11 protein-coding genes are annotated in these 12036 nt (G+C 67.8%); 7 read left to right on the forward strand and 4 right to left on the reverse strand.

Annotation, left to right across the window (positions count from 1 at the left end; translation table 11 throughout):
* Positions 1–109: 109 nt before the first annotated feature.
* On the reverse strand, positions 110–1147 hold the full coding sequence (locus ACS8YF_RS11610) for a LacI family DNA-binding transcriptional regulator (protein ID WP_440850380.1): 1038 nt from the start codon (positions 1145–1147) through the stop codon (positions 110–112).
* Positions 1148–1339: 192 nt separating this feature from the next.
* Here ACS8YF_RS11610 and uxuA point away from each other — a divergent pair, with 192 nt between their 5' ends.
* Positions 1340–2515, forward strand: a complete 1176-nt coding sequence (uxuA, locus tag ACS8YF_RS11615) for a mannonate dehydratase (RefSeq protein WP_440850381.1) — start codon at positions 1340–1342, stop codon at positions 2513–2515.
* Here uxuA and ACS8YF_RS11620 read toward each other — a convergent pair.
* The gene (locus ACS8YF_RS11620) at positions 2503–3684 is read right to left on the reverse strand and encodes an MFS transporter (protein ID WP_440850382.1); all 1182 of its coding nucleotides are present in this window, start codon (positions 3682–3684) and stop codon (positions 2503–2505) included. The two genes, uxuA and ACS8YF_RS11620, sit on opposite strands and share 13 nt — an antisense overlap.
* Positions 3685–3903: 219 nt before the next feature.
* Between ACS8YF_RS11620 and pyk the strand changes: the two genes are divergently transcribed.
* From pyk to ACS8YF_RS11640, 4 genes are all read left to right on the forward strand, one after another.
* Positions 3904–5325, forward strand: a complete 1422-nt coding sequence (gene pyk / locus ACS8YF_RS11625; protein WP_440850383.1) for a pyruvate kinase — start codon at positions 3904–3906, stop codon at positions 5323–5325.
* A gap of 100 nt (positions 5326–5425) precedes the next feature.
* A complete protein-coding gene (locus tag ACS8YF_RS11630) occupies positions 5426–6505 on the forward strand; it encodes a patatin-like phospholipase family protein (RefSeq protein WP_440850384.1) in 1080 nt (359 codons plus the stop codon).
* Positions 6502–7104, forward strand: coding sequence for a Maf family protein (locus ACS8YF_RS11635; protein ID WP_440850385.1), 603 nt, complete (start codon positions 6502–6504; stop codon positions 7102–7104). The genes ACS8YF_RS11630 and ACS8YF_RS11635 overlap by 4 nt, the downstream gene beginning before the upstream one ends.
* Positions 7101–7262: a hypothetical protein gene (locus ACS8YF_RS11640; protein ID WP_440850386.1), complete on the forward strand. Its 162-nt coding sequence runs from the start codon at positions 7101–7103 to the stop codon at positions 7260–7262. The genes ACS8YF_RS11635 and ACS8YF_RS11640 overlap by 4 nt, the downstream gene beginning before the upstream one ends.
* 1486 nt (positions 7263–8748) lie before the next feature.
* On the opposite strand, the gene ACS8YF_RS11645 is transcribed toward ACS8YF_RS11640, so the two are convergent.
* Both ACS8YF_RS11645 and ACS8YF_RS11650 read right to left on the reverse strand, forming a co-directional pair.
* Positions 8749–10092, reverse strand: a complete 1344-nt coding sequence (locus ACS8YF_RS11645; protein ID WP_440850387.1) for an MFS transporter — start codon at positions 10090–10092, stop codon at positions 8749–8751.
* Entirely contained in the window at positions 10089–10469 is a 381-nt protein-coding gene (locus ACS8YF_RS11650) for a gamma-glutamylcyclotransferase family protein (RefSeq protein WP_440850388.1), read from the reverse strand. Before ACS8YF_RS11650 ends, ACS8YF_RS11645 begins: the two co-directional genes overlap by 4 nt.
* A gap of 39 nt (positions 10470–10508) precedes the next feature.
* On the opposite strand from ACS8YF_RS11650, the gene ACS8YF_RS11655 reads away from it, so the two are divergent.
* Both ACS8YF_RS11655 and ACS8YF_RS11660 read left to right on the forward strand, forming a co-directional pair.
* On the forward strand, positions 10509–11192 hold the full coding sequence (locus ACS8YF_RS11655) for an NUDIX hydrolase (protein WP_440850389.1): 684 nt from the start codon (positions 10509–10511) through the stop codon (positions 11190–11192).
* A complete protein-coding gene (locus tag ACS8YF_RS11660) occupies positions 11179–12012 on the forward strand; it encodes an MBL fold metallo-hydrolase (RefSeq protein WP_440850390.1) in 834 nt (277 codons plus the stop codon). Before ACS8YF_RS11655 ends, ACS8YF_RS11660 begins: the two co-directional genes overlap by 14 nt.
* The last annotated feature ends 24 nt before the right edge of the window (positions 12013–12036 follow it).

Genomic DNA, 12036 nt, shown 5'->3' on the forward strand with positions numbered 1-12036 from the left:
CGGGTGAAATGGGTCACGTGCGCCAGATCGCCGGGCGTGTCGGCCGCGAACAGGGCCATGCTTTCGCCGAAGGTGACTACATCCACGCGTGCGTCGTGCGGCCCGGTCGTCATGCCGGGGGCGCGGTCGAGCCGCGGGCCTTGAGCGTGGCCGGCAGGCGATGGACCGCGGCCGGTGCGGCGTCGCCGTTGATACGGTTCAGCAGCGTCCCGATGGCGCGGCGGCCGATGGCATCGACGGGCTGTGCCAGCGTGGAAATGCCGGGGCCGGCCAGAGCACACCAGGCGAGTTCGTCGATGCCCAGCACGCCCAGCCGGTGGAAGCCGTTCAGGCGCTGCAGTGCATGGCACACGGCGAGCGTGACCACGCCGTTGGCGCACAGTACGGCGGTGGGGCGGGGCTCGGCCATCAGCTCGGCCAGCCGTTCGTCGAGCCCTGGCGCACCGGCCTGTTCGATCACGGCTTCGTGCCGGTCCGCCGCCAGACCGCGGCGCCGGCATTCCGTCGTGAAGGCCTCGGCGCGGGCGATGCGCGAACTGATGCCGGCGACCGGCTCGATGATCAGTTCCAGCCGCTGATAGCCGCGCGCCACCAGATGTGCGATGGCTTCGTCCACCGCGGCGACATCGTCCAGCCCCACCATGTCGCAATCCAGTGCGTCGATCTGGCGATCCACCAGCACCATCGATAGTCCGCGCTCGCGCATGGCCTCGAGCGCTTCGGTATTGCGGCCAACCGTGTTCACGATCAGGCCGTCCACGCTGTAACCGTCGAGCACCTCCAGGTGCCGGCGCTCCAGGGTTTCGTCGTTGTCGGTGTTGCAGACCATCAGCGAATAGCCGGCCTCGCCGCAGGCGCGCTCGGCGGCATGAATGAGGGCGACACTGTAGGGGTTGCGGATATCGGCGACCAGCGCGCCGATCAGTCGGGTGCGCCCGCCGCGCAGGCTGGCGGCGATGCGATCGGGCCGGAACCCGAGGCGTTTCACCGACCGCTCGATGCGGGCCTGCATGGCCTCCGACAGGCGATGACGCTCCTCGCCGAAATAACGCGAGACGCTGGTCTTGGAAATACCCGCGTCGCGCGCGACATCGCGAATGGTGGGGCGACGTGTACTGTCGTGGGCCTGCGGCCGCGAATCGCTCATCGGACTCCTCGAAACACGCCCCGTACCCGATTCGGCCAGAGTGCCGCGGTATCGAGCAGGGGACGCCAATGGGCATCGTTCGACCGTACGGGGCTGTCTGGCCGAAGATGACACTATCGTTATGGTGCAAGTATAGACATCGTGGTCGGTGCCTGCCGATGCCACGGGGCGTACGAACAACAGGAGAGGACCATGGAATACACATGGCGCTGGTTCGGTCCGCCGGACCCGGTCACGCTCGCCGAGATCCGCCAGACCGGTGCGACCGGCATCGTCACCGCGCTGCACGAGATCGACAACGACACCGCCTGGCCGGTTGACGCGATCGAGGCGCGCAAGGCAGCCATCGAGGAGGCCGGACTGCGCTGGTCGGTGGTGGAGAGTATTCCGCTGACCGAGGCGATCCGCACCGGCGGCCCCGACCGCGACGCCGACATCGATGCCTGGGCCAGCACGCTGCGCCGGCTGGGCGCGGCCGGTGTGCAGACCGTGGCCTATAACTTCATGCCGGTCGCCGACTGGACCCGGACCGAGCTCGCGCGGCCGTTGCCCCACGGCGGCACCGCGCTGGCCTTCGACTACATTGCCTGTGCGGCCTTCGATCTGTTCATCCTGGAGCGCCCCGGCGCGGCGAACGACTATGACCCGGCCGACCGGGCCGCCGCGCAGGCGCATTTCGATGCGCTGGACGAGCCCGCGCGCCAGCGTCTTGCCGACAACATCACCGCCGGGCTGCCCGGCGCCGACGCCGGCTACGATCTGGCCGGGTTCCGGCAAGCGATCGCGGCCTATCGCGGCATCGGCCATGCCGGACTGCGCGAAAATCTGCGCTACTTCCTGGAGCGCGTGGTGCCGGTCGCCGAGGCCGCCGGCGTGCGTCTGGCGATTCATCCCGATGATCCCCCGCGACCGTTGTTCGGCCTGCCGCGCATCGTCTCCTGCGCCGACGATGCCCGCTGGATTCTCGACGCCGTCGATAGCCCGGCCAACGGCCTGACGTTCTGTACCGGTTCCTACGGCGCTGCCGCCGACAACGATCTGGTGGCGATGGTCCGCGCGCTCGCGGCGCGTATCCACTTCGTGCATCTGCGCTCGGTGGCCCGTGATCTGGTCGAGCCCCGTTCGTTCGCCGAAGCCGGGCACCTGGGCGGCGATGCCGATATGGCTGGCGTGATGGCGGTGCTGCTCGACGAGGAGGATCGAAGACAGGCCGCCGGCGGCGCGTTGCTGCCGATGCGCGCCGACCACGGCCATCACGTGCTCGGCGACGCCGCGCGCGCCACCCGTGCCGGCTATCCGCTTTACGGCCGGTTGCGCGGGCTGGCCGAGTTGCGCGGTCTGGAACAGGGGCTGCGCTATGCGCGTTGACCCTCCAGGCCGGTGATCGTGTGCCAGCCCAGCGGCAGGCACAGCATGTTCAGGCCGAGCAGGCAATACAGCGCGCTGGCGGTGGTGCCGCTGGCATCGACCAGGCTGCCGGCGAGCAGCGGGACGATGAAGGCCAGCACATAGCCGACGGCGAACATGCCGGCTGCCACCGCCCCGGCCCGTGCGGGCGTGAGGATCAGCGCGGGCAGACTGGTCAACGCAATCAGCTGGACCGCCGAGGCCAGGCTGATCGCCACCACGCCGCCGATCAGCCACAGCGAATCGCTGGCCATCACCACGGCGAGCCCCGCGATATGCAGCACGACGGTGGCGAACAGCAGCCGTGGCAGTGCCAGCAGGCGGCGTATCGTGGCCATCAGCAGTAGCGAGACGAACAGCTGCACGGCATTGAAGATCGCCAGCACCAGATCGATATGCGACGCCAGATGCTTGCTGGCCAATATCGCGCCCATATAGGCGTTCAACCCGAAGAACGTGGACGCGGTCAGCCCCAGCAGGCCGCCGAAGCGCCAGACGCGCGCGTCGCGCCAGTCCGGCCAGCGCGCGACCTGATCGAGCGTGGGACGCTCGCCGTGCAGCCGTGGGATCCGCAGGAACGGCGCGAGTACGACGATGGGGATCGACAGGGCGAACAGCGCCGCGCGCCAGCTGCCGCCGACCGCCGGTAGCAGCCCCGGCAGCGTCAGACCCGCGCCGACGAATTCGCCCACCATCATGCCGTTGAGATAGACCGTCGCGCCCAGGGCCACAAAGCCCGGGCACCAACGCGCGACCAGCGCCGGAAGCGCCGGCTGCATGATGGCGATGCCGAGCCCCGTAGCCGCGGTGGCGATGAGCAGGATGCCGGCATCCGGCGCCACCCCGCGCGCCGCCGAGGCCACGCCGGTCAGAATCACCGCCAGCATGAGCGCATTGCGGGCGCCGAAGCGGGCGATCAGCCAGGCGGCTGGCACCGCGCCCAGGCCCAGTGCCAGTACCGGCAGCGTGGTCAGTGCACCCACACCGGTCTGGTTCAGCGACAGCGCCTCGGCGATGCGGGGGCCGAGCGGGGCGGCCACCAGAATCGGCGCGCGCATCGTCATCCCGGTGAGCCACAGCAGAACGAGGATTCCGGCGCGCGCCAGCACGCCGGGCGGGGTTGCGGACATCGGCAACGGACGCTAACGGATGACCGGGCGCAGTCTAGGGTCTGTTGCCGTTGCGTGCGAGCGCCGCGTCGGCGTGTCGAATCGTGCCGTGACCGGGCGCGCGCCACTGCGCAGGACCGCCGGGTTCGGGCACGTTCCCATCCGCGCCGGCGATGTGCTGGCGCGGCTCACGGCCCGGGGGTCTGCCGCTTTTCAAATGGTTGTGCTAGCGTCCCCCGCATGCATCGCAAAACCAAGATACTCGCCACCCTCGGCCCGGCCAGCGACAGCCCGGAAACTTTGAAGCAGTTGATCGAGGCCGGCGTCGACGCCGTGCGCATCAACTTCTCCCACGGCGCTGCCGACGAGCACCGCCGGCGCGTGGATACCGTGCGCAAGGTCGCCAGGGAACTCGGCAAGGCCGTGGCCGTGCTGGGCGACCTGCAGGGCCCGAAAATCCGCATCGAATCGTTCGTGGACGGCTCGGTGGAACTCGAGAACGGGCAGACGTTCACGCTCGATACCGAGATGGACGCCGGCGCCGGCACCAAGGACGCGGTCGCCATCCATTTCAAGCCGCTGCTGGCGGACGTGAAAAAGGGCAGCCAGCTGATGGTCAACGACGGCGCCATCGCGCTGACCGTGACCGAGGTCGACGGCCCGCGCATCGTCACCCGCGTGGAGGTCGGCGGCAAGCTGTCCGGGCGCAAGGGCGTGAACCTGCGTGGCGGCGGCCTGTCGGCCGGCGGTCTGACCGAAAAGGACATGGAAGACATCAAGCTCGCCGCGTCGCTGGAAGTGGACTTCCTGGCCGTGTCGTTCGTGCGTGGTGCCTCCGACATGCATCAGGCCCGCCGGCTGATGAGCGAGGCCGGCGGCAGTGCCCGGCTGTGCTCCAAGATCGAGCGCGCCGAAGCGCTGGATGCGCTCGAGGAAATCATCGGTGCCTCCGATGTGGTCATGGTGGCCCGCGGCGATCTCGGCGTGGAGATTGGCGATCCCGAACTGCCGGGCGTGCAGAAGCGCATCATCGCCCAGTCGCGCGAGATGAACCGGCTGGTGATCACCGCGACCCAGATGATGGAGTCGATGATCGAAAACCCGACGCCGACCCGCGCCGAGGTGCTGGATGTGGCCAACGCCACGCTCGACGGCACCGATGCGGTGATGCTGTCGGCCGAATCGGCCGTGGGCAAGTATCCGGTGCAGACGGTCGCGGCCATGAGCCGCATCTGCCAGGGCGCGGAACGTGAGGCGGTGGCCGAACGCGCGCCCGCCGGCCTGGCGGCGCATTTCCGGCGCACCGACGAGGCCATCGCCATGGCCACGGTCTATACCGCCCGCAACATGCACGCCGATGCCATCATCTCGCTGACCGAGTCGGGCACCACCGCCATGCTGATGTCGCGCCAGGGCGCACCGGTGCCGATCTTCGCGCTGACGCACTATCCGCGCACCGAGCAGTATCTGGCCCTGTGCCGCAATGTGTATCCGGTGGCGTTCAAACCGAGCGAGCTGGACAGCATGGTGCCGAGTACCGAAGCCATGGCCTGCCTCAGGGCGCGTGGCGATGTGAGTGCCGGCCACCGCGTGTTGATCACCAAGGGCGATTTCACCGGTCCGGGTGGTACCAACACGATGAAGATCCTGACCGTCGAGTAATCGACGGCGCCAGGGCGTGTCGTCGTGAGATACACCCCGTGATATTCGCCGCGGCCGGCGTATCGCGAACTGCGGTGCGCCGGCTTTTTCGTTACATGCCATGACCGACAGCGCCCGCTATCTGACCCTGAAGGCCGGGCCCGCCGCGCGCGGCGCGCTCGCCGAAGGCGCGCTCACCCCCGCGCGGGTGGGCGCAGTCGCGGGCGCGGCCGGCGGGCCGAAATGGCTGGCGATTGCCGCCTTTTATCGCGCGCTGTTCACCGACTGGTTCGCCGAACGCGAAGCACCGCTGCCGATCGTGGGCTCCTCGATCGGCGCCTGGGCGGGCGCGGTGGCCTGTCACCCCAGCGATCCGGGCGCGGCGATCGATGCGCTGACCGAGGCCTATATCGGCCAGCGCTACAGCATGAAGCCGGATGCCGCCGAGATCACCGCGACGCTCGCGGCTATTCTCGATCAAGTGCTTACCCCCGAGGTGCGCCGCGGCGTGCTGACCCATCCGCGCTATCGCCTGCATGCGATGACGGTTCGCTCGCGCGCGGCGATGGCCACCGATCATCGCGCGCTGCTGGCCGCCGGTTCGGTGGCCGCGGGGCTGGCCAATGCCGCATCACGTCGCTGGCTGGGCGCGTTCTTCGAACGCGTGGTGTTTGCCCGTGATGGCCAGTCGATGATCTATGCCGAGGACGGCATCGCCAGCCGCACGGTGGCGCTGACCGATGACAATCTGCGGGATGCGGTCTTCGCCAGTGGTAATGTGCCGTTGATCATGCAGGCCGTGAAGAATCCGGCCGGCGCGCCGCCCGGGCTGTACCGCGACGGCGGCCTCACCGATTATCACATCGACCAGCCGTTGCTGGCGGCCGATACCGCGGCGCCGATCGTGCTCATGCCGCATTTCGACACGCGGCTGGTGCCGGGCTGGCTCGACAAGCGGCTCGGCTGGCGGGCGCCGCGCCATGCCGATCATGTGCTGCTGGTCGGCCCCGGCCCGGCGTTCAGGGATCGCCTGGTCGACGGCGCGGTGCCCGGGCGGCGCGATTTTCATCGTTATGCCGGCGACGACGCCCGGCGTGAACGGGCCTGGCGCCAGGCGGTCGATGCCGGGCGTTTCATGCGCGATGCTTTCTTCGATCTGGTCGCGACCGGGCGCCTGATCGAGCATGTGGAGAACCTATGAGCGATGCGTTGATCCTGGCCTCGGCCTCGCCGCAGCGGGCCCGCCTGCTGCAACAACTCGGACTGGCGTTCACCGCGATCCCGGCCGATATCGATGAAACCCCGCGCGCGGGCGAGACGCCCGATGCGCTGGCCGAGCGACTGGCGCGAACCAAGGCCGAGGCCCTGTCGGCGGCTTACCCGGCCGCCCGGATCCTGGGCTCGGACACGGTGGTCGCACACGGCGCCGAGGCCTTTGGCAAGCCGGTCGATCTGGCCGACGCGCAGCGCATGCTGGGCGCGCTCGGCGGAACCACGCATCGCGTGATCACGGGCGTGGCCCTGTTCGCGGACGGCGTGACCGAAACCACGACGGTGGTCAGCGAGGTGACCCTGGATGTGCTCGACGAGGCGGCGATCGCGGCCTACTGGGCCACCGGCGAGCCGCAGGGCGCGGCTGGCGCCTATGCCATCCAGGGTCATGCCGGGCAGTTCATCTCGCATCTGTCGGGCAGTTTTTCGGCGGTGATGGGCCTGCCCGTCTATGAAACCGCGGCACTGCTGCGCGCGACCGGGCTCGATCCGTTGCGCCAGGCGAGCGCCGCCGGGGTGATGGCATGAGGGCGCCGAGTCCGGCCCGTATCGCGGTACTGTTCCCGATCTGGGCGGCCGCACTCGCGATCGCCGGCTATCTGTGGCCGAGCCTGTTCAAGCCGGGCGCGTTCCTGATCGTGCCTTTTCGGCTGTCGGGCGCCGGCGTGGCCGTGCTCTGCAAGTGATTCGACGGCTGGCGCGAATACGATCGATCGCTGAATGCCGCCGGTTAGGGCATGTCGATGTTTCATCACATAGACAGCCAAAGCAGCGTACAGGCCATGGCAACAACCGCCTCGTAGTGGGCTTTTGATTCATCGAAGCGACCATTGGCGGACTGGGCTCGCAACGTCCGTGGTTTCGGGCTTTCTCTTCGTTGCTTAAGGCATTTGTCCGCAGATCAACACAGATGTACGCAGATGGCGGTTAGTCGTTTGGGGCGTTGGTTCGAGCGTGGCGCGAACGGTTGCCTGCGCTTTGTTCCCAAGGATAGTTACGTAGGTCGGATTAGGTGCTTGCACCGTAATCCGACAGCCGAGCCACAGCGTCCGCCGATCGAGCGTCGGATTACGCGCTGCGCGCTAATCCGACCTACCGCTTTGTTCTCCGCCGGACTTGTTCACTTCGAGCCCATCCGACGCCGTCGCCGGTTAGCGCCTCGAATTCGCTACGCCGCGAAAGCAGAACCGTATCGGCGTGAATCTGCGTCGATCTGCGGACAGTTTTCTTCGCCGAACGAAGCCCGAAAAGCATAACGGCGCCGCTCATCAGTTAGGTCGAAATGCCAGTCCGCCATTGGCGTACTTTGCGTTCATTTGCGGACCGGATGTTGCGATATTCGTGGCTTTGGGGCGCCGCGTGACTGCTTGCTTCGTTCCTCAAGGCATTTGTCCGCAGATTACGCAGATGGCGGTTAGTCGTTTGGGGCGCTGGTTCGAGCGTGGCGCGAATGACCGCCTGCCCGTTGTTCTCCGCCAGGCTTGTTCACTTTGAGCCCATCCGACGCCGTCGCCGGTTCGCGCCTCGAATTCGCTACGCCACGAAAGTACAACCGCATCTGCGTGCATCTGCGTTGATCTGCGGACCGTTTTCTTAACGGCTGTACGCGCTTCGCCCCCAAACCAATTATTCGAGTTGCAAGCTTCGTTCAACTCAGTCGCCCGTTAGCGCCTCGAATCCGCTACGCCGCGAAAGCACAACCGCATCTGCGTAAATCTGCGGACCGTTTCCTTCGCCAAACGAAGCCCGAAAAGAACAACCGCGCCCCATGTCAGCGAGGTCGAAATATCGCTCCGCCATTGGCGTACTTTGCGTTCATTTGCGGACCGGTTCGCGACCGACCTGGTTTCGGGCTACGCGTGACCTTTGTCTTCGTTGCTTAAGGCATTTGTCCGCAGATCAACACAGATTCACGCAGATGGCGGTTAGTCGATAGAGGCGCTGGTTCGAGCATGGGGCGAATGACCGCCTGCCCGTTGTTCTCCGCCAGGCTTGTTCACTTTGAGCCCATCCGACGCCGTCGCCGGTTCGCGCCTCGAATTCGCTACGCCACGAAAGTACAACCGCATCTGCGTGCATCTGCGTGCATCTGCGTTGATCTGCGGACCGTTTTCTTCGCCGAACGAAGCCCGAAAAGCACAACGGCGCCGGGTGTCGTTCAGTCGTCGTCTATCATGCGGCCTGTTCGAGTTCGGGCAGGCCTCGCGCCAGGGCGGCGGCGGCCAGCGCCGGCAGGGCGAGCACGGCCACCGCCACGGCCGGCCCGGCTTCGCCGATCGCGGCCACGAGGCCGCCGCCGGCCAGAAGGATCACGCCGATGGTGGTGTTGGCCACCGCCGTAAGCCGGGCGCGATCCTCGCTGCTACCGAGGTCGGTGAGATAGGTCTTGCGCCCGAGCCGGACGCCGGCATGGATGCCGGCGAGCATGAAATAACCCACGGCAAATGGCCATACGCCGGCGATATGACCTAACCCGGTCCAGACGGCGAGGGCGACCAGCGCATTCAATACGGCCGCCGCCACGCCGGTGAGTATGAGGACCTGACGCGACGAATAATCCGAAAAACGCCCCCAGAACGGGGCGGACACGAGTGAGGCCAGGCCACTGACCAGCAACAGGATCGCCAGATGCGCCAGGCTCGGGCCGCCGGCGGCGCGGGCGAGCTGGGCGTAATAGGGCGCGGCGAGCGCGGTGGCGATCAACAATCCACGCACGGCGACGAAGCGGCCGAATGCCGGCTTGTCGCGCAGCAGCGCGAGGCTGTCCGCCGCGGTCTTGAGGGCGTTGCCGCCGCCCTCGGTCGCGCCGGGAAACTCGCGCAGGGCGGCGAAGATGAAGGCCGCGGCGACCCACAGCACGCCGGCCAGGGCGAGCAGGCCCAGAATCGGCTTCAGGTGCTGGCTGGCCGGCACGAACCACAGGATTGCGCCCAGCAGCACGGCCAGGCCGCCGGCCGCGCTGGAGGCGTAGCCGGAGAGCGTGCCGCGCCGGGTCTTGGCAATGGTCTTGCCCTGGACGTCCTTGTAGGACGCGGAGCACACACCGCGTCCGAGCGAGAAAACGATCAACAGCAAAAGAATGAGGCCGCCGGCCACGGCGCCGTCGAAGGCAAGCGCGGCGCTGATCATGGCCAGTACCGACAGCCCCTGCACCGCGGCGCCCGCGACCCAGAACCACTTGCGGATCGGATGCGCACGCATCCAGCCGGCAATCACCAGCTGGGGCAGCAGGGCGAGAGATTCGCGAATCGGGACCAGCAGGCCCGCCATCCAGGTCGGCGCGCCGAGCACGGCCATCAGCCACGGCAGCACCAGTTTCGGACTGGCCACCAGATCGCCGGCCTTGTTGGCGAAAAGCGACACGAGGTGGACGAAGAAATTGGTCGGTTGCTCGCGACAGGCCTCATCCGAGATGTCGGTGCAGACACGGGCGTTCTCGTCGCCCGTAATCAAGTCGTAGAGATCGCGGATCGGACTGCGGCCCGATTCTGGTGGCGGTGGCGCGCTACGGCTCACGAAAGTTCTCCCGGTTGATCGCGTAAACGCCGATAGCGTGGCCAGTCGCCGGAATCGATCACGGGCCAGACCCGGTTGCGCGCGGCAGCCCACAGGTAGATCCAGGCCTCGCCGGCCGAGGTTATGATACGACGACGGGTATAGAACACCGGATAGCCTTCGAGCGTGTCGAGATCGGCGAAGGTGGCGGCATCGACGGCGTATATGTCGCCCCGGATCGGCGTGCGGCCGTAGTCGAGGGCCGCCGGATAGACGCCGGCGTCGACCAGCGTGAACGTTGGCGCCGTGGTCGCGGAACCGCGATGCACGGCACCGCCGAGCCAGGACTCGTTGAGCTCGCCGGCACGCAGCGTGCCGTAGACGAATACGCGATGCATGATGAAGTGTACAGAGGTAATGTCGGTATCCTATCGAATATGACGCAGGCGCCCCATCCGCATGATTCGGTAGCGATCCGCAACGCCGCGACCGTGGCCGTGTTGCGCGACGGCCGGCAGGGCCGACTCGAAGTGTTATTGCTGCGCCGTCATCACGGCCACGTTTTCGGTGCCGGTGCCGATGTATTTCCGGGCGGGGCGGTGGACGCGGCGGATACGGCGCTGGCGGAACGTTGTCGCGCCGGCTGTGGGTTGCCGGATGCGGCGTGGCGCATGGCGGGGCTGCGTGAGTGTTTCGAGGAAGCCGGGCTGCTGTTCACCGCGACGGCGCTCGACGCCGCGCGCGTGGCGGCCGAGCGCATCGCGCTCAATGCCGGTCGCCGTGCCTGGGCGGACGTCGTCGATGCCCTGGCACTCGACCTCGACCTCACCGCGCCGGTGGCCTTTGCCCACTGGACGACGCCGCCGGGCCCGCCCAAGCGCTATGCCACCCGTTTCTATGCGCTGGCCGCGCCGGTCGATCAGCCGGCCCGCGCCGACGGGGGCGAGACGGTAGCGGCGGATTGGGTCGCGCCGGCCGTGGCACTCGCTGACGCCGACGCCGGTCGTCGCTGGCTGATGACGCCGACCCGTGCCACGCTGGCAAGACTGACGCATTATCGGAATACGGTCGCCGCGCTGGCCGGTCTCGCACAAGGGGGAAGGGATGATGGAGCGGCATGACCGGATCGCCGGGCCGGTGACGGTCGACGCGGGGCTGCGCTGTCTGACCGCACCCAACCCTTCGCTGATGACGGGCCCGGGCACGAACAGCTACATCGTGGGCCGGGGCCCGTACGTGATCGTCGACCCTGGTGTGGACGACGATTCTCATCTCGATGCATTGATCGCGGCCTGCGACGGCCAGATTGCGTCGATCTGTCTGACCCATCGGCATCCGGACCATGTCGGCGGCGCGGGCCGGCTGGCCGAGCGCACCGGTGCGCCGGTGCGGGCCTGGCCCAAGCCCGAGCTGGCCCACTACGACCGGCCGGTGCCGGTCGACCAGCCGCTGGCCGACGGCGAGACGCTCGCCGCGGGCGACATGTCGATGGTGGTCCGGCATACCCCCGGGCACGCGACCGACCATGTGGCTTTCGAACTCCCGGACATCGGCGTCCTGTTGGCCGGCGATGCCTTGATGACCGATGCCACGGTGGTAATCCTGCCGCCGGACGGCGATATGGGAGCCTATTTCTCGACCCTGGAACGCCTGGCCGGTCTGCATGTCCAGCGTATCGCCCCGGCCCATGGGCGGGTGATCGAACATCCCGGTTCGGCGATCGCCGAGGTGATCGCCCACCGCCGGCAGCGCGAGTCGCAAGTGGCGGCGGCGCTGTCCGCCAATGCGCCGCGCACGGCGGAAGATATCGCGCAAACACTCTATCCGCAGCTGCATGATCGACTGCAGGCCATGGCTGCGTTGCAGGTCCATGCGCATCTGCTGCACCTGGCAACCCGGGGACGGGCCGTGGCCGACGGGGGCGGCTGGCGCAGTCCCTGAGCCAGTGGGTTCAAGTCGCGCGCA

The organism is Salinisphaera sp. SWV1 (genome assembly GCF_052044155.1).
In the GTDB taxonomy this organism is placed as follows: Bacteria; Pseudomonadota; Gammaproteobacteria; order Nevskiales; family Salinisphaeraceae; genus Salinisphaera.

Bases quoted from the DNA above. Each gene is read 5' to 3' on its own strand.
- pyk (WP_440850383.1), top strand. From the start codon at position 3,904: ATGCATCGCAAAACCAAGATACTCGCCACCCTCGGCCCGGCCAGCGAC.
- ACS8YF_RS11630 (WP_440850384.1), top strand. From the start codon at position 5,426: ATGACCGACAGCGCCCGCTATCTGACCCTGAAGGCCGGGCCCGCCGCG.
- ACS8YF_RS11610 (WP_440850380.1), bottom strand. From the start codon at position 1,147: ATGAGCGATTCGCGGCCGCAGGCCCACGACAGTACACGTCGCCCCACC.
- ACS8YF_RS11620 (WP_440850382.1), bottom strand. From the start codon at position 3,684: ATGTCCGCAACCCCGCCCGGCGTGCTGGCGCGCGCCGGAATCCTCGTT.
- ACS8YF_RS11640 (WP_440850386.1), top strand. From the start codon at position 7,101: ATGAGGGCGCCGAGTCCGGCCCGTATCGCGGTACTGTTCCCGATCTGG.
- ACS8YF_RS11660 (WP_440850390.1), top strand. From the start codon at position 11,179: ATGGAGCGGCATGACCGGATCGCCGGGCCGGTGACGGTCGACGCGGGG.
- uxuA (WP_440850381.1), top strand. From the start codon at position 1,340: ATGGAATACACATGGCGCTGGTTCGGTCCGCCGGACCCGGTCACGCTC.
- ACS8YF_RS11650 (WP_440850388.1), bottom strand. From the start codon at position 10,469: ATGCATCGCGTATTCGTCTACGGCACGCTGCGTGCCGGCGAGCTCAAC.
- ACS8YF_RS11635 (WP_440850385.1), top strand. From the start codon at position 6,502: ATGAGCGATGCGTTGATCCTGGCCTCGGCCTCGCCGCAGCGGGCCCGC.
- ACS8YF_RS11655 (WP_440850389.1), top strand. From the start codon at position 10,509: ATGACGCAGGCGCCCCATCCGCATGATTCGGTAGCGATCCGCAACGCC.